Annotated in this window: 13 protein-coding genes and 1 tRNA gene; 1 reads left to right on the top strand and 13 read right to left on the bottom strand. The window is 59.6% G+C overall.

The features are described 5' to 3' along the window. Positions 1-8: 8 nt before the first annotated feature. The 7 genes from GS424_RS14890 to GS424_RS14920 all read right to left on the bottom strand — a co-directional run bounded on the left by GS424_RS14890 (position 9) and on the right by GS424_RS14920 (position 7,670). On the bottom strand, positions 9-725 hold the full coding sequence (locus GS424_RS14890) for a heme exporter protein CcmB (protein WP_160941253.1): 717 nt from the start codon (positions 723-725) through the stop codon (positions 9-11). Beyond that, positions 726-1,442, bottom strand: coding sequence for an ABC transporter ATP-binding protein (locus GS424_RS14895; protein ID WP_483400356.1), 717 nt, complete (start codon positions 1,440-1,442; stop codon positions 726-728). A 15-nt stretch (positions 1,443-1,457) separates the two neighbouring features. Next, positions 1,458-3,701 (bottom strand): heme lyase CcmF/NrfE family subunit, encoded by a 2,244-nt coding sequence (locus GS424_RS14900; RefSeq protein ID WP_244977574.1) that lies wholly within the window; start codon positions 3,699-3,701, stop codon positions 1,458-1,460. A gap of 54 nt (positions 3,702-3,755) precedes the next feature. Next, the gene (locus GS424_RS14905; RefSeq protein WP_160941255.1) at positions 3,756-4,421 is read right to left on the bottom strand and encodes a cytochrome c maturation protein CcmE domain-containing protein; all 666 of its coding nucleotides are present in this window, start codon (positions 4,419-4,421) and stop codon (positions 3,756-3,758) included. A gap of 255 nt (positions 4,422-4,676) precedes the next feature. Further along, positions 4,677-5,375, bottom strand: coding sequence for a cytochrome c-type protein Cgr1 (gene cgr1 / locus GS424_RS14910; protein ID WP_160941256.1), 699 nt, complete (start codon positions 5,373-5,375; stop codon positions 4,677-4,679). A 303-nt stretch (positions 5,376-5,678) separates the two neighbouring features. Then, positions 5,679-7,007: an ammonia-forming cytochrome c nitrite reductase subunit c552 gene (locus GS424_RS14915; RefSeq protein WP_160941257.1), complete on the bottom strand. Its 1,329-nt coding sequence runs from the start codon at positions 7,005-7,007 to the stop codon at positions 5,679-5,681. A 255-nt stretch (positions 7,008-7,262) separates the two neighbouring features. Further along, positions 7,263-7,670, bottom strand: coding sequence for a GtrA family protein (locus tag GS424_RS14920; protein ID WP_218958871.1), 408 nt, complete (start codon positions 7,668-7,670; stop codon positions 7,263-7,265). A gap of 169 nt (positions 7,671-7,839) precedes the next feature. On the opposite strand from GS424_RS14920, the gene GS424_RS14925 reads away from it, so the two are divergent. Continuing rightward, complete coding sequence (locus tag GS424_RS14925; RefSeq protein ID WP_160941259.1) at positions 7,840-9,426, top strand: MDR family MFS transporter; 1,587 nt, start codon at positions 7,840-7,842, stop codon at positions 9,424-9,426. Between the two features lie 94 nt (positions 9,427-9,520). Here the strand turns inward: GS424_RS14925 and GS424_RS14930 are convergent, their stop codons facing one another. The 6 genes from GS424_RS14930 to GS424_RS14955 all read right to left on the bottom strand — a co-directional run bounded on the left by GS424_RS14930 (position 9,521) and on the right by GS424_RS14955 (position 16,823). Further along, on the bottom strand, positions 9,521-10,843 hold the full coding sequence (locus tag GS424_RS14930) for an FtsX-like permease family protein (RefSeq protein WP_160941260.1): 1,323 nt from the start codon (positions 10,841-10,843) through the stop codon (positions 9,521-9,523). Continuing rightward, on the bottom strand, positions 10,840-11,646 hold the full coding sequence (locus tag GS424_RS14935) for an ABC transporter ATP-binding protein (protein ID WP_244977575.1): 807 nt from the start codon (positions 11,644-11,646) through the stop codon (positions 10,840-10,842). Before GS424_RS14935 ends, GS424_RS14930 begins: the two co-directional genes overlap by 4 nt. A 101-nt stretch (positions 11,647-11,747) precedes the next feature. Continuing rightward, positions 11,748-12,707, bottom strand: a complete 960-nt coding sequence (locus GS424_RS14940; protein ID WP_160941261.1) for a helix-turn-helix transcriptional regulator — start codon at positions 12,705-12,707, stop codon at positions 11,748-11,750. 187 nt (positions 12,708-12,894) lie between these two features. Continuing rightward, a tRNA-Ala gene (locus GS424_RS14945) sits at positions 12,895-12,962 on the bottom strand. A gap of 47 nt (positions 12,963-13,009) precedes the next feature. Next, positions 13,010-14,770 carry a UvrD-helicase domain-containing protein gene (locus GS424_RS14950; RefSeq protein ID WP_160941262.1) on the bottom strand — a complete coding sequence of 587 codons (1,761 nt, stop codon included), beginning with the start codon at positions 14,768-14,770 and terminating at the stop codon, positions 13,010-13,012. After that, positions 14,763-16,823, bottom strand: coding sequence for an ATP-dependent nuclease (locus GS424_RS14955; protein ID WP_342354563.1), 2,061 nt, complete (start codon positions 16,821-16,823; stop codon positions 14,763-14,765). Before GS424_RS14955 ends, GS424_RS14950 begins: the two co-directional genes overlap by 8 nt. Positions 16,824-16,918 lie beyond the last annotated feature (95 nt).

Genomic DNA, 16,918 nt, shown 5'->3' on the forward strand with positions numbered 1-16,918 from the left:
CTTTTCTCTCAAGCGCTAATCACAAAATCATACAGGACCCACGATACGAGGATCATGATCACGTCGTAGCCGCCGGCCAGCGCCAACGACGTCAGCATCACGTCCGCATACCCCTCCGCACCCACGATGGCCGCGGTCGTCGCAGACACGCAGGCGTACAGCAGCGGGAATATGAGCGGGATGAACAGCACGGCCAGCATGACGTCCTTGCCGCGCGTGTTGATGGTGATGGTGGACAGCAACGTGCCGATGCCCGCCACGCCGATGGTGCCGATGAGCAGGGGCACCACGAGCAGCCAGAAGCTCTCCGAGGGCGTGGTGGTGGTCAGGAAGAAGAAATAGAACAGCGGCACGGCGATCACTTCCACCACCAGCAGGAACAGCAGGTTCGACGTCGCCTTCGCCAGGAAGACGACCGAGCGGTCCATCGGCACGAGCAGGATGCCCTCGAGGCAGCCCTGCTCCTTCTCGTGCGCGAACGAGCGGTTGAGCCCCAGCAGCGACGTGAACACGATGAGCGCCCACAGGAGGCCGCCGCTCATCTGCAGCACGTCGGTGGTCTGCGAGGTCTGCGCGAGCGCCGCGCCGTACACGATGATCACGAGCAGCGCGTAGATGCCCATGGACGTGAGCATCTCCTTCGTGCGGAACTCCTGCTCCAGGTCCTTGCGCAGCAGCGTCTTGTACTGCTGGAACGTCGAGGGCTTCTTCAGCGTGACCGCCATTTACGCCACCCCCATGCCAACCGTCGAACGGTACAGGGCCGCGAACTCGTCGAAGTCGAACGCGCCCTTCTCGTCGAACGCCACCACCTTGCCCTTCGCCAGCACGAGTGCGTGCGTGCACATGGCGAAGCCCTTCTGCAGGTCGTGGCTCACCATGACAAACGTGCGGTCTTCGCGCTGCTGCTCGATGAGGCCGTCGAAGATCTCCACCGCGTGCGGGTCGAGGCCCGAGTACGGCTCGTCCAGGAACACGACGCCGGGATCGTGGATGAGCGCGCGGGCGATGGACAGGCGCTGCGTCATGCCGCGCGAGAACGTGCGCACCACGTCGAGGCGGCGATGCTTGAGCTCCACCGCCTCCAGCAGCTCGAGGACGCGCGCCTCGGGGTTCTCCACCCCGTAGAGGCGCGCGTAGATCAACAGGTTCTGCTCTGCCGTCAGGTCGGGGTAGAGCATCGAGTTATGCGAGATGAGGCCGATGTGGTCGCGCGCCTTGTCGGGATCTTCCTTCAGGTCCACGCCCATGAGCAGGGCTTCCCCCGACGTGGCCCGCGACAGCGTGGACAGCACGCGCAGCAGCGTCGTCTTGCCCGCGCCGTTCGGCCCGAAGATGGACAGGAACGCGCCCTGCGGCACCTCGATCGACACGTTGTCGACGGCCCGGCGGTTGCCGAACACCTTCGAGAGCTTCTTGGTCTTGATCGCGGGTTCCACCACGGCCTCCATGACGGGTTACGCCTCGTCTTTCGCGGGTTCGAGCTTCTCGGTCTTCTCGGCCACCTCGACCACCACGGCGTCGGCGTCGACGCCCTTCGGCGCCTCCGTGCCGTCAGCCAGCTTGCGCTTCGCGCCACGTCGGCCGACGGTGGCGATGAGCACGCCCGCCATCAGCAGGCCGAAGCCGATCCACACCTGCGAGATCAGCGGGTTCACGCGCACGTCCATCGAGAAGTCGCCGTCGGAGTTCACGCCGCGGTACACCACGAACAGGTCCTCGGTCGGGAACGAGATGACGCTGGCCACGAGCTTCTGCTGCTGCGTGGACTGGACGAACTGCACGGTGGGGCTCACCGCGCCGACGAACTCGCCGTCCTTGTACACGTCGAAGTTCACCGTGTACAGGATGTCGTCGTCGTTCGGCTGCGGGTCGATGACGTTGCCGGTGTAGCGCAGCTCGAAGTCCTGGATGACGAACGATTCGGGAGCCGAGTCGGTCTCCTCGTCGTACTTCACGTACCCCGTCTTCTCGGTCACGTACATGGACGAGCCGATGAGGCCCACGAGGATCACGGCCATGCCCAGGTGGGCGACGAAGCCGCCGAACGTGGACGCGCGATTCACCAGCATGCCCCAGGCGGACGCCAGCACGTTGCCGCCGTGGCCCTTCTGGTACCCGCGGATGGCGCGGCCCAGCATGAACAGCGAGTTGAAGAACAGCAGGCTGGCCACCAGCAGGCCCACCACGGCCACGCCGTTGTAGTACCACGACGGGCCCTGCTCCAGGAGGCCGTCGGCCTCGGTGCCGCCCGCCGCCAGGATGGCGTTGTAGCTGGGCAGCAGGTAGGTGACGAAGTAGAACATGAGCACGGCGAACAGCACGACGGCACAGACGGCCGGGATGCGGGCGCGCTTCCAGAACTGCTTGCCCTCGGTGCGGCCCCACGAAAGCAGCGGGCACACGGCGAGGATGGCCAGGTAGATCACGCCGAGCGGGCGCGCGATAGCGTTGTACGTGCCGGCAGACACCGACTGGCCGCCGAACGGCAGCTGCGAGGGCAGCGCCGAGGAGATGGTCATGTACGTCAGCAGGACGGCGAACACGACCATGATGACGTTGTTGAAGTAGTAGGCGGCATCTTTCGACAGCATGTTCTCCACGTCGTCGGCACCGGAGCCGGCCGGGCCGAAGCTCTTCCACCGCACGACGAGGCCCACGATGCCGGCCAGGATGGAGGCGCCGATGAGCACGCCGAACAGCGCGAGCGACACCGGGTCGCCCTCGAAGGCGTGCACCGACTGCACGAGGCCCGAGCGCGAGATGAACGTGCCCACGATGACGAACGCGAACGTCAGGCACGCGCACATCACCGACCAGCGCTTGAAGGCGCCGCGCTGGCGGTACACGGTAAAGCTGTGGATGAGCGCCACGCCGACGATCCACGACAGCAAGCTGGCGTTCTCGACGGGGTCCCAACCCCAGTAGCCGCCCCAGCCGAGCACGACGTACGCCCAGATGGCGCCCAGACCGATGCCCACGCCCAGGAAGAACCAGGAGAACAGCGTGTAGCGCTGCGAGCGCACGACCCACTCCTTGGAGGAGTCGTTCACGATGATGGCGGCGATAGCGTACGCGAACGGAATGGTGAGGCCCGCGTAACCCACGAACAGGGTGGGTGGGTGGATGGCCATGGCCCAGTGCTCGAGCAGCGTGTTCATGCCGAGCACCGACGCGGCGCTCGTCAGGTTGCCCGAGCCGTCAAAGTACTTGGCCGGCGTGGCCGTGAACGGCATGTTGCTCTCGGAGAACAGCAGCACGCCCACGAACGCGGCCATGACGAGCTGCGACACGAGCAGGGCCATGGAATCAAGCTTGCGGCCCGACTTCATGTTGCGCACGGCAACCACGGAGTTGAACAGCGAGATGAGCCACGCCCAGAACAGCAGCGAGCCTTCGCGGCCGGCCCACAGGCCCGACAGCTTGTAGAGCCAGGCGAGGTCGCTCGAGGAGTCGCTGTGGTAGCGCAGCACGTACTCGATGCTCATATCGCCCGAGAAGAAGCAGTACACCAGGATGGCGCAGCATACGGTGAGGGCCGCCATGGACAGGAGCACGGCGACATGGCCGCCCCACGTCAGCGTTTCCCCCACGCCGCCGGGCTTCTTGCGGGACAGGATCGCCCCCGCAATCAGGCACACGACGGATACCGCTACGCCGGCGAACGCGACGAGCAGTCCGATCAAACCTATTGTTGGCATGTACTATCCTTTCGGGGGCGGCGGGAAGCCGCCCCTCATTTCATGGGGAGCGACTTAGCCCTCGAGGGCCACTTCGGTCGCGGTGAACTTGCCCTGCGCGTTCAAGGAGCCGGTCAGGACGAGCGACGAGCCGTCCTTCACCTCGTCCGAGATCGCGTCGTCGAACTCCACGGAAAGCTCTTCGCCGTTTTCGGGATCGACGAGCACGAAGCGATCGCCCTCGCCCGCCGCCTTCAGCGTGCCTTCCTTCACCGCGCCGGACACCTTCACCGGCTTGTCGACGACCTCGTCACCATAACCCGTCAACTGGGAGACCGTGAGCGCGTCCGTGGCGTTCTCGTACTTGGACGGGCACTTCGTCACCAGCTCGCTGGCGTTGAGCACGCCGTCCTGGCCGATCTTGCCCGTGCAGATCGCCGTCACGTCGTTGCCGAACGTGGCGGAAACGCCACCCTCGAAGCGCACGTGAAGCTGCTGGGATGCGTCCCCGTTCGGATCGTAAATGTCGAACGTCAGCACGTTGTCCTCGGTCACGAACGAGTTCTCGACGACGTTGCCGCTCACTTGGATTTTCTGGTCCGCGTAGTTCCCCGTTGCAGCCTCCGCCACCGACACGGTCTTCGCGGAACTCGCCCCGCCCACGACGGCCAAAATGACCACCAGCACGATGACGATGACCCCGGTCACCACAACCATGCGGCGCTTCGTTTTCGCGTTCACGCTCGCCTCCTTATTTGTCTCTCTCCAACCGTCATTTTCACGTACCTCAAAGTTCCGAGGAGCGCAATGGCACGGAATTCAAAGATTCACCATGCGCGGCGCTCGATGCGCCTCGATGCGGGAGCTGTGCAGCCACCATTTCGTTCTTCGGACCTTTGACAAAAGGAGCCCGTCCAAGCGTACGATTGCGCTTCGGCGGGCTCCCTCTTGCTTATTCAGTTCTCTGCTCGCGAACGAGCGGTGGTGCTTGGTGGCTTACGCCGCCGTCGAAAGCTTGTTGGCCTCGGCAACGGTCAGCCAGCCCTCCGGCACTTCGGCTTCGCTGTGGCACTGCGTGCAGTACATCACGGAAGCGCGGTGCGCCTTGTGGCACTCGCTGCACTCGATCTCGCCGTGCTGCGCCTGGTGCGGATTGAACTCCATGTCGCTCGTGGCCTTGATCAGGTCGTCGCGCGTCAGGTTGTGGCAGCTCTCGTTCAGGCAGAACTCGTCGCTGTCAAGACCGCGCGCCTCGGTCAGCATCTCCGTGTCGCGCTCTTCAAGCGGATACACGTAGTTGCCGGTAACCCAGTTCAAGCCCTCGGACATCTGCTCGCTCAGCGTAGGCACATGGCAAGACATGCAGTCCTTGCCCTGAGTCTTGTGCGAAACGGCCAGCATCGCGTTCGTGTTGCTCACTTCGTTGCCCCACTTGTCGACGCCCGTCGTGCCCGCTTCCTGCTCGTACGTTTCAAGGTACTCGTCCATCGGCGTGTGGCAGATGGCGGCGCAGAAGCTCGGCTGCTCGTGCCAAACCCAGAAGCCGGCACCGGCTGCAATCAAGACAACCACGACAACACCCACGACGATGGGCCACTTCTTTCCCTTTTTCTTGGGAGCGGCTTCCTCGGTCGTAGAGCCTTCAGTCGCAGGTGCCTCAGTGGCGGCTTCCACTTTGGTTTCCTCTTCGCTCATGCTCTCTAACCCCCTTTCGATTTTCTCGTCTTGTATTTCCGTCGTCTCCGTTACAAGTTGGCATCGATTTCGGTGCCAAACGGAAACACAAGCACTTTACCACAAGCATACTACCGGTCAACCGACAAAAAACCTATCACCCATTTGGGGGGAATTAGCCCGGATTGCCCCCGTTTTTCGTGTGATAAAGCCCTTTTCGGCAGATTTTTCAAGCAAAGGGGTCGAAACTCCCAAGATGGGGAAAGGAAGCCAGGCTTCCTTTCCCCATCCCTCGAAAGACGTTGGAGAGAACGTCGTTGTCGGCTATGCGAGCATCGTCAGAGCTTCGTCGACAGCGGCCTCGGCCTTGTCGAGCGTCTCGTCGGTCAGCTTGGAGTTATGCGCTCCCTCGCTGTTTTCAACCATCACGAAATCCCAGTAGAACTGAGCGTTGCGCTGGAGCGTCTGCAGCTTGGCAAGCTCCTCGGACGCAGCGGGGATGTCGGTCTTGGCCTCGCTGGCAGCCTTCATGGCGGCGATCTCGTCGGCGTACTTCTCGGCGATCTTGCCGGTCATGTCCTCGATCTTCTCGCTGATCGAGGTCACGCGCTCTTCTTCGCTGGCCTGGATGTCCTTGACCTTCTTCTCCAGGTCGTCATGGCACTTGCTGCAGTCGTTCTCGATGAGCTGCTTGTTCTCGAGCGGGCTCGTCCAGTTGTGGGACGTGTACTCGCCGTTCTCGCCCTCAACCGTGCCCATGTGGCAATCGGAGCAGCTGTAGCCCTGCTTGGCCATGGGGGACTGGTCGCCGCCGTAGTTCGTCTCGAACTCGGGATGCTGAACCTTGATCATCGGAGCGAACGTGTCAGCGTGGTTCCAGTCCTTGAAGTTCATATCGTCGTAGTAAGCCAGGATAGCGTCCGGGGTCATTTCCTTGAGACCCGTATAAGGGTTCGAGGTGACCTTGGTCTCGCCATCGAAATAATACTCGTTGTGGCACTGGCCGCATGCCTGCGCGCTCATGGGTACGCTCGAGCTCTCGCCGGCGTCGTTGCCCAGGGCCTTCACGAAGTACGTGCCAGGCGTGCTGATCGACTGCGGGTCGTTCTCGTGGCAGTTGTAGCAACTGATCGGCTCGTCAAACTCGCCAATCATATCATTGAACTTCTCCTTGTACACGGAGTCGCCCTCTTCGTTCGCCAGAGCGGTGAACTGCGGGGTCTTGCAGGTGATGCAACCGGCGAGCTGTTCCTTCTTCGTGGTACGCGGGGTTTCCTTCACGCTCTGCAGCGTGTACAGGTGGCTCGACGCCTCGTCGTAGCCCAGCGCGAACGCGTAGCCCTTGTACATGGTGTTCAGAGCCGGGTACAGCTCCAGGTAGTTGTGCTTGCCGGAATCGGGCGAATTGGACTCGTTCTCCAGGTACGATGCGTACTGATCCGGATATGCGTCCTTCCACGACTCGGCAACGACAACGCCGAACTTGTCCGCCTCAGGCGTTTCCACCTGAACCGTTTTGTTCTCGTCTGCCTTCTGGTCCGTCTTGTCGTCTGTAGTTGCCTGGGGCGCGCATGCGACCAACCCCATGACCATACCAAACGCGCACACGGAGGCGGTCCAGACGGCAAGTTTGTTCCTCTTAGTCTTAGCCATACATTCTCCTCCCTTCGACTGACGATCTCTCCTCCACAAAATATACAACCTTTCTTAACGAAATGTGCGAGGATCAACGTTCTTGGGGGATTCCCACCAACCTCCTAGGGAAAAACCCTATCTAACTATTCGCAGGTCAGAATGGTAAAGCGCCGCGATCAGGCTCAATGTGAAGTTTTATGGTCAACGATTTTTTGAAACGCGGAGAAAACGCGCGATCCGTCCTTGCCGTCCTCGCCGGCCTTGCCGCACGCCTTATCGGAAGATGACGTAGCGGGAAAGCAGCCAGCCCCACACGCCTTGGCACGCCATGCACCCGAGCTTCGCAAGCAGCGGGTCCACGCCGAGCGCCGGCGCATGGGCCAGCACGAAGCTGCTGAACGCCAGGTTCCACAGCCACAGCAGCACGAACAGCGCGACGCTGCGCCCCATGCTGCTGGACGATTTGAACGTGACGGAGCGGTTCATGAGGAATTGATAGGTGGCCGAGCACGCAATGGCCGCCGCGTTGGCGATCTGCCGGTCGAGCACCAGCCCCAGCAACGCGAACACCGCCAGCTCCACCACCGTCTGGCTTGCCGAGACGCCGACGTACTTCGCCATCATGGCGAGCGTCCGTCCCCGCTTCGCGGGAGCCGCGTCGGAAGAAGCCTGTGCGTCCATCGGGTCCATGGAACGCAGTGTAGCAAACGAGAACCCGCCCGCGCACCTGCGCGCGTGTGCCTTTTGTGAAAGCCGAGCCGATGCATCCGCCGGTCCGCTCCTTCTGATATAGTCCGAAACCGGACTAATTAGTCTGATTTCGGACTACCATCGAGAAAGGAGTGGCCGCATGGGAAGCAAGGACAACGCGTTGGACGCGCAGGCGGCGACCGACCATCATCACGGAAAGCACTACACGCACCTGCCGAAGCGCTCGGTGCTGGCGGTGTTCGTCGGCCTCGTCATCGCCATGGTGGCGGCAGCGCTCGACCAGACCATCGTGTCCACCGCCCTGCCCACCATCGTGGGCGATTTGGGCGGCGTGAACCAGATGCTGTGGGTGACGACGGCCTACGTGCTGACGGCCACCGTCGTGATGCCCGTCTACGGCAAGGTGGGCGACCTCGTCGGGCGCAAGGGGCTGTTCATCTTCGCGCTTGCGCTGTTCACCGTCGGGTCGGTGGTATGCGCGCTGGCGTCGAACATGGGGATGCTCATCGCGGGACGCGGCATCCAAGGACTGGGAGGCGGCGGGCTGATGATCTTGGCGCAGGCCATCATCGCCGACGTGGTCCCCGCGCGCGACCGCGGCAAGTACATGGGCGTCATGGGCGTGGCCTTCGTGCTGCCCATGCTGGTGGGGCCGTTGCTGGGCGGGCTGTTCACCGATCACCTGAGCTGGCACTGGGCGTTCTGGATCAACGTGCCCCTCGCGCTCGTGGCGGCCATCGCGGCCGTCCGCTTCCTCCCCAAACCGCAGCACAGGGAGTCGCTGGCGTCGTTCGACGTGTGGGGCACCGTGTTCATCACGGCCGCCGTGGTGGCGCTCGTGCTGGCAACCTCGTGGGGCGGCGTGCGCTACGACTGGGATTCTCCCCAGATCATCGGGCTGTTTATAGGAGTGGCGGCGTTCTCCGCGCTGTTCGTGCTGGCCGAGCGCCGCGCGAAGACCCCGCTCATGCCCCTGTCCATCTTCAAGAACCGCACGTTCGTGCTGTCCACCCTCGCCGGTCTGTTCGTCATGTTCGCGCTCATGGCCTCCATGACCTACCTGCCGACGTTCTTCCAGATCGTGCACGGCATGAACGCCACCACCGCGGGCTACATGGAGATCCCGATGAGCGTGGTCTACCTCGTCTCGTCGCTGGTGTCCGGCTTCCTGGTGAGCAGGAACGGCCGCTACAAGAAGCTCATGATCGTGAGCTTCGCGCTGGTCATCGCCGGCCTCGTGGCGATGACCACCATCACGCAGGACACGTCGGTGGTGCTGATCGTCGGAGGGTTCCTCGTGGTCCTCGGCTTCGGCATGGGGCTAAGCTTCGAGATCCTCGTGCTGATCGTGCAGAACGAGTTCCCCGCCTCGGAGGTGGGCACGGTCACCGCCGCCACCAACTTCTTCCGCGAAGTGGGCACCACGCTGGGCGCCTCGGTGGCGGGCGCCATCTTCACGAGGGGGCTGGCCAGCACGCTCTCCGAGAAGCTGGCGAGCTTCGGCGGTCTCGAGGCGCTGGGCGTCGAGGCGAACTCCATCACGCCGGGCATCGTGCACATGCTGCCGGGCGAGCTGCAGCGCGCCATCGGCGGCGCGTACACCGACGCCCTCGTTCCCATGTTCGTAGCCATGGTGCCGCTGGCGATCATCGGGACGGTGCTCATGCTGCTCCTGAAGGAGAAGCCGCTCGCGAAAGACCAGGCGCGCGAGGCGGCGGGGCTCTAGCGGGGAGGGGTCGCGCGGTGCGGGGCGCCGCCGCGCGGCTTGGGGAGGGGCGCGGTGCGGGGCGCGCGGCGGGGCGCGGGGCGCGCGGCTACTCCTACAGCGTGAGAACCGCGGCGGGCTCCTTGTTGAGGGCGGCGCAGGTGGGAACGAGCGTCGCCGTCAGGACGAGGACGAAGCCCGCGAGCGAGACGACGAGCCCCTCGCCGAACGCGAGGTTCGCGAACAGGGGCAGCCCCACCGCGTAGGCGATGGTTGCGTTGGACGCGACCACGGCCGCCGCGCCCACAAGCGTGGCGGTGACCGCGTGGATGAGCGCCTCGCAGACGGCGGCCCCCAGCATCGTCTGGGGGCGCGCCCCGCTCGCGATGAGCAGGGCGACGTCGCGGGTGCGCGAGCGCGACGTCATGACCACGCTCACCGCTGCGCCGATGGCGCACAGGAGGATGGGGCCGCCGAACATGAGGAGAGCCGTGGTGAAGTCGATGCCGTTGAAATCGACGTCGGCTTGGAGCCGCGCCCATGCGGCCCACACGCTGACGCTGGAATAGATGCCCGCAACCAAGCCGAAGCCCACCATGACGGGCGTCTCGACCGAGGTGCTGGTGCTCAACCCGTAGCGCGCGGTGTGCCGCGCGAGATACCAGGCGTTCCAGCGCGCTTGCGGCACGAGCGCCGTCCACGCCCTCAGCACGGCCGAGAACACGAGGGGCGCGAGGGGCGCCACCGTCGCCACCATGAGGATGGGCACGTAGAGCGAGTAGTTCATGACCACGTCGGGGGTGGATCCCGCCATGATCGAGACGACCCATCCGGTGCAGACGGCAAGCGCGGCGAACAGCAGCGCACGCAACCACGTCATGCCCGCGCGCTTGGGTTCCGGCTCGCGCAGCACGGTGAGCGGCGGCGTGGTGCCCGCGCTGCGGGCGCCCTTCAACCCTCCGAGCAGGAACACGCCGGTCACCACGAGCCAGACGGCGGGCATCGTCGTCGCGCCCACTTCGGGAACCACCTGCGCATATTCGCCGCGCGCACCGAACACGAGCGGGAACAGCGGCACGAACGTGACCGCTGCGAGCAGCGTGCCGCACGCGGCGCCCACCATCGACACCACGGCCAGCTGGGCGAGCACCACCGCGCTCACCAGCCGCGGCTTCACGTTCGCCAGCTGCCACAAGGCGTAGGAGCGCCGCTGCACCGACACGGTCAGGTTCGCGGCCGACGCGAGCACGATCACGGCGGCGACCACCGAGAACGCGATCACCACCGAGCTGACATTCTGGAGGTTCCGATAGGCGGTCGCCGTCGCCTCGATCGACGCCGCCCAGCCGCCGATGTAGCCGCAGCCTACCGCCACGAAGAACGCGCCGAGCCACGTGACGGCGTGGTCGCGCAAGTCCGAGAACACGAGCCGCATCATGCCCGCTCCCCCTTCTCCTCCAACGCATTGAATATCTGGGCCGCGCTCGAGCGCCCCAATTCCGCGACCACCCGACCGTCCTTCAACACGAGGACGCGGTCGGCCAGCGACGCGGCTTCCAGGTCGTGGGTCACCATCACCACCGAGCGCTGCGGGTCGTCGGCGATGCCGCGCAGCATGCCCAGCACCTCGCGGCCGTTGCGCGAGTCCAGCGCGCCGGTGGGCTCGTCGGCGAAGATCACGTCCGCGCCGCCCGCGAGCGCGCGGGCGATGGCCACGCGCTGCTGCTCGCCGCCCGACAGGTCGCCGGGGCGGCTCTTCTCCCGACCGCCCAGGCCGACGCTTTCGAGCACCGCGCGCGTCCGGTCTGCAGAGAGCGGACGGCCCGCCAGGCGCGCGGGAAGCGACACGTTCTCCCCCGCGCTCAGCGAGGGTATGAGGTTGTACGACTGGAAGATGAAGCCCACGTGGTCGCGGCGCGTCTTGAACAGCGCCGTGCGGTTTGCGCGCACGACCTGTCGGCCCATCACCTCGATGGAGCCGGCGTCGGCCGATTCCAGCCCCGACAGGCAGTACAGCAGCGTCGACTTCCCCGAGCCGCTGGGCCCCACGATGCTGACCATCTCGCCGGGCTCGACGCGCAGGCTGACGCCGCGCAGCACGTCGACGACCCGCCGCTTGCGCCCCCTCCCCGCGCTGAACGATTTCTTCACCTCGTGTGCGACGACGGTGGCACGCGTACGCTCTCCTGCCGTGCCCATGCGTTCTCTCTCAGTGCCCATGCGTTCTCTCTCAGTGCCCATGCGTTCTCCTTTGGATTTTGACATCATTGACCGGGGCGAAGGAGCCTTCGCTTTGTGTTGAACCATATGGACGAGCGGTTTGAAATGGCGCGCGAGACGCCTTAGCGGCTGCTCCGCGCGGAACGGAACGCCTTGATCGCGGCGCATACGATGCCGCCGACGGGCCACGCCAGCAAGAAGAAGGCCGCCGCGGGCGTGAATGCCAGCACGAGGCCGACCGCCGTCGCCACGCACATGACGGCCGCGTAGGTGCCGTTCTCGCGCCTGGCACGACGGGCGCGCTCGGCGAGGTCGTCGTCGCCCATGGCCTCGATCTGCTCCTCGCTCATGCCGCCGAGCGACCTGCGGTTGTAGCGCGCGAGGTTGCAGCGCGATCCCAGCAGGCAGCTGCGCACGATGACGAACACGCCGACCGCAGCGCACATGAAGAACACCGCGCTTGCGAGCCACACGTCCGCTTGCAGCACGATGGTCGCAGCCATCCCCGCCAAGACGAGGGCGATGCCTGCCACGAGGCCCGTCGAAAGGGTCGTTCGGGCTTGGATTTTCTGGTCGGCCGTGTAGAAGTCGTCGACGAAGGGGTGCGCCTTGCGGAACGCGCTGCGCTCGAACGACGCGGGAAGGATGAGCGCGAGCCCGGCGGCCGCGCCGACGAACACGAGCGCAGTTGCGAAGTTGCGCACCTCAAGCGTCGGCATGAGCGCGGGATCGGACAGCAACAGCGCCAGCGCGGCGCCCAGGATGATGACGGCGATGCCGAGCGGGAGCTTCCACGCGAACGTGCGCATAGCCTGGTCGTAGCCGGTCACGTCCTGCGGCTTCCCCGCCGGCACGCTGGACGCCTCGGCGGCCGGGCGCGCGGTCAGGTCGCCGCACACCAGCTCGTCGAGCGTGCATTCAAACAGGGCGCACATGCGCAGCAGCTTGTCCATTTCCGGGTATGCGCGCTCGGCCTCCCATTTCGACACCGATTGGCGGCTGACGCCCAGCAGCATGGCAAGCTGCTCCTGCGTCATGTTGCGCGTGGCGCGCAGATGTTGCATGTTGTCGCGAAAGCTCATGGGTCCATCCTTCGTTTGTGCGATCGATGCCCCTATAGTGCGGGCGCCTCGGCGCTCGCTCAACCAACTTCCGGCTTCTTTTTCGCAGATCGCGTGACAACTTTCAGTATCGAATCGCAGGTCAGAGCGTAGTATACCCCAACACAAAAAATCGGGGAGGCCATTGGCCTCCCCGATCAAGGTTCCGTGGTGGAGATGAAGGGATTCGAACCCTCGACCCCCACGTTGCGAACGTGGTGCTCTCCCAAGCCATCCGCAAACAATCCTCATTAGTTTAGATACTAAAGTGGTGATGTATCCTTTTACACTTGTCCTATTCTTCCCGATTCCGCAATATCGAAAACATTGTCATGCCCAAAAAGGCGATTGAGGGTGTCGATAGCGTTTGCACTTAACTCTTGCGTAAAGAGTATCGACAGTCGCTTCTTGGCTCGGGAGCAAGCGACATAAAAAAGATTCCTATTTCTCTCAAATGTCGCTTCTTGGCTCGTTGGAACTTGGTCGCTCATCCATTCGAGCATTTGATTAAAATTGTATTGATTCCAGCCTCTCCCTATCACCACAAGCACATTTGTGAATTCCGCTCCCTTGACCCCATGATTGGTGGAAAAGGGAGTAAATTCATTAACAAATTTTGAAACTTCGATTACTTCTTTATAAGAAACCTCACCAAGCCCTGATCTCCTATTCGCAATTTTTGATTGCTTGTCGTCTCGCTCGTCAAGTGAAATTTCCAATATCTCTCGGTAAATCCGTTCCTGCTCGATCAGCCTTTGGGGAAGCTTTAAAGAATAAGCATGATCAATGAACTCGATTACATCAGAAATATTGCCAACTTCTCTAATCTCAATAAGCTGGTCAACCTCCTGCTTGGTCTTCCGCTTATCCTCTGATGTTTGGCTTTTTATGAGGAAAGCTTCCATAATTGAGAATGCCTTTCCATAGTGGAAAGCGAGGTATTCATCGCAAAATGCCTCAATAACATCAATAAAAAAGGCCATATACGGGTCTTCTCGTTTAATGTACTTTTCAGAATTAGGAAAAACTTCGGCAAGATGCAGATAACCTTGTTCGCTAGCTAATAATTTGTGGGTTAGCATCAATATTTTTATTTCTTGGCCCCAACCATTTTTAGCCAATTCCTCCTTAACAAAGGACAGGGCATTGTGGGCATCTTCGACAGGCAAATCACCACTCCAATGCGAGCCAGTTCTTCTAACTCCATTCCAACCGTTTGTATGGAACACCCTGACTTCACCAGATACATCGGCTTTTTCTGGAAGCTGGAGCAAATCTGGACGAATGCGATTAAGGACCTCAACAACAGGTTTAGCAGAACGGAAATTCGATTGCTTGTTAATTACCTCAAGAGACGGACTCGAAACTTTTCCACACGTCTTGCTTCCGTATATTCTCTGCCAATGATCACCGAACAGTCCAAGAAGTATTGCGTTTTCGGTCGTCTCTATGACTGAAAGAATCGCTTCCATAAAACCCTGATCTGTGTCTTGATATTCATCGATAAAAATAATTGGGTATTTCGAATAAACTACCCTTTGAAATTTTTGTTTCTCTAGCAAAGCTTTTGCAAGCGCAAGGACATCGTCATGATGTAGGGTGATCAGATTTTCGTCTATACTCGGCCAACCTAAATCATACAAAATAGCCTGGTTTGAGAATCCACCTTCAAATTCCTCGATACGTTCCGCCCATTTCCCAATAGACGGAAGCAAGGTTCGCATCTCCGACTGGAAGCCGCACATGAGGGACCAGCAGAAGCTGTGGATCGTGCTAGCGTAAACGCAGGGATGGGAATCCGTCCTATCTTCAATCTCGTTTTTTGCAACATTCGTATATGTTATGCATGCGATTCTTTGCCCTTTATCGAGCAGGGAGATTGCTTTATCGTTGATGATATACTTCAAGCATTGCACGAGAGAATAGGTTTTGCCCGATCCGGCTCCTGCTTCGAATACGAAAGACTTACATTCGTCTATACACTTTTTCGCCCGGATGTAAGCTTCGTCAACAATTTCGTGAGTACCCGAATCAACTTCAACCATCAACTTCACCTTCACCCAACGTGCCTACAGTAGAATTGCTGCATAGCCACTTAAGGCCTTCTTTTATATAAATTGGAATCTCCCAAGTGGATTCGAGGACTGCGTAGCGTATGGCAAAGTCTAACTTTTTCATACTTGACTTATTCGCTTTCTCGAAAGCTTTTCTTTCCAGATCGTCGTCCTCCGAAGAAAGATCGAACAACCCTGGATTTGCAAGAATGAATGCATCTTCAAAACTCCTAGCACACCACGTTGTCCCCTCTTCTGGAATCTGAAATGCTATCCTTCGATATCCTGTCGTTTTCTCATCTGCCCCTTTGCCCCAAATTTGAGCAAAGGTGCATTGAGGCTCACCGTCAATAGAGAACCATTTTTTTAGCCCCTCATTACTTGTATCTTCGCCTTCGGAAACTTGGCATTTCTGCTTAGATTTTTCTCCATCGCTTCCAATCATGGTCTTTACTGAATCTAAGTCTGTTATTACAAGAGTTTTCAATTCAAGAAAATCTAGAAGAGAAAAGAATTTATGAACATATGCGCCGCCGACCTCGACTATCGATATGTATTCAGCAGACAAACGGCTACCGGCACATTCATCAATCATTGCCAGCATTCGAGGCAGCAAGAGGTGCTCCGACTGTCCTTCTACTAAAATTGCCTTGTCAGCAAAGAAAAGATCGCATCGGGTTAGTGTTAGATATTTCTGCAGAAAATCTCGATCTGCTTCGGCATCTGGACCACCCAAGCCCGTACTCAGATCTTTTACTCTCGTTCCAGATCCATTTGAGTCTTTGTGGATAAAGTATCGAATGGTGTCGAAATGTGCAGCATTAGCAATGTGCGTTGAATGCGTCGTGACAATAAATTGAACTGGCCATTCTTTTATTTCAAATGTCGTTTTAAACTCATCAGCTATCTTGACAATCTGTCTTATAAAAATTTCCTGCATTTGAGGATGAAGGTGCGCTTCAGGCTCCTCGATAAAGACTAGGTGAATTAGTGGACGAGGCTGCGACGCGGCGTAGTCCTTAAAATAGCGATACAACTGAAAAAGAATGTAAAGTAGATTTCGCGTTCCCAGACCACTGTACGTTTCAGGAAGGCTAATCCCCTCACAATCCGATTTTGCATAACATATTCTAGTATGAGCCTTCAAAAAACTACTTGGGTCGATAGTAGTTTCAGTATGAATCCCTGGGTCGCTTAATCCAGGGTAACCAAATAACGATAAAGCTGGAAGCAGGCCACTAACTTGATCATTATAGCTCGCATCTATCATTCCCTGAATCGAATCTATAGTCTCTGCAATGTCCTCCCTCGCCTGCTGATCGCTCGGAAGAACTTCATCTTTTTGGATCGACGAAAAAAGGGCGAGTAGAACTTTCCCCAATACGTCTTTTTCCTTGAGCGTTGAATCATCAAGTCCGCGCTGCGCCGTTATAAAGCTACACATTAGCAGCTTTCTTACGAAATCCATATCGACGCTCCGTCGGTTTGTCGAACCCGCCGTTGGATCAACAGCTTCCCCGGTCAATACAAACCGTTTTGGAATTTGTTCCGCAAGAGTACGGCAAAAAGCTTTGCTTGCGACACCTCCATAAGCGGATGCATCTTCCTCAAAAGCTCCAAAAAACCGATCCAATGAACCGTTTTCCAAGCGATAGGACACATCCAACACTGCAGTAAAATTATCTGGGTCCAGGTCAATGATCAGCTCACTTAAAAGTCCATAGAAATCGTCCTCTGCGTAGTCAATTTCCATCTTCATGCCAATATAGGGAACGAAGGACCTTACAACGTTTTCATCAAACCCTTCTAGGAACTTTACATACGCTGCCCAAAAGCCATCGATTGCTTTTAAGCTGAAGTCCTCTAGGCGAAAAGATGATCCAACGTGCGAGATGCGCCTAATTAGCTCCGTCAAGGAAGTCTTCCCTGTGTTGTTTCTCCCGACAATAAGCGTATTTGACGGGTCGAGAGAAATGGATACATTTTCAAGCAATCGAAAATTTGTAACACTTATCGTCTTTACCCTCATTATGCATCCCATCATTCAAAATCCAATTAATGCGCTGAGTATATCAGTTAGATTCGAAGCACGCCTTGAGTCAGCCGGTTCTTCGGATGACAGGTTGCGACCCCCTCTTG

The organism is Eggerthella guodeyinii (assembly GCF_009834925.2).
Lineage (GTDB): Bacteria > Actinomycetota > Coriobacteriia > Coriobacteriales > Eggerthellaceae > Eggerthella > Eggerthella guodeyinii.

What these genes read in the sequence shown, in the direction of transcription:
- GS424_RS14955 (WP_342354563.1), bottom strand. Translation starts at nt 16,823, where the DNA reads ATGATGGGATGCATAATGAGGGTAAAGACGATAAGTGTTACAAATTTT.
- GS424_RS14920 (WP_218958871.1), bottom strand. Translation starts at nt 7,670, where the DNA reads ATGGACGCACAGGCTTCTTCCGACGCGGCTCCCGCGAAGCGGGGACGG.
- GS424_RS14940 (WP_160941261.1), bottom strand. Translation starts at nt 12,707, where the DNA reads ATGAGCTTTCGCGACAACATGCAACATCTGCGCGCCACGCGCAACATG.
- GS424_RS14930 (WP_160941260.1), bottom strand. Translation starts at nt 10,843, where the DNA reads ATGATGCGGCTCGTGTTCTCGGACTTGCGCGACCACGCCGTCACGTGG.
- GS424_RS14935 (WP_244977575.1), bottom strand. Translation starts at nt 11,646, where the DNA reads ATGGGCACTGAGAGAGAACGCATGGGCACTGAGAGAGAACGCATGGGC.
- GS424_RS14900 (WP_244977574.1), bottom strand. Translation starts at nt 3,701, where the DNA reads ATGCCAACAATAGGTTTGATCGGACTGCTCGTCGCGTTCGCCGGCGTA.
- GS424_RS14925 (WP_160941259.1), top strand. Translation starts at nt 7,840, where the DNA reads ATGGGAAGCAAGGACAACGCGTTGGACGCGCAGGCGGCGACCGACCAT.
- GS424_RS14915 (WP_160941257.1), bottom strand. Translation starts at nt 7,007, where the DNA reads ATGGCTAAGACTAAGAGGAACAAACTTGCCGTCTGGACCGCCTCCGTG.
- cgr1 (WP_160941256.1), bottom strand. Translation starts at nt 5,375, where the DNA reads ATGAGCGAAGAGGAAACCAAAGTGGAAGCCGCCACTGAGGCACCTGCG.
- GS424_RS14950 (WP_160941262.1), bottom strand. Translation starts at nt 14,770, where the DNA reads ATGGTTGAAGTTGATTCGGGTACTCACGAAATTGTTGACGAAGCTTAC.
- GS424_RS14890 (WP_160941253.1), bottom strand. Translation starts at nt 725, where the DNA reads ATGGCGGTCACGCTGAAGAAGCCCTCGACGTTCCAGCAGTACAAGACG.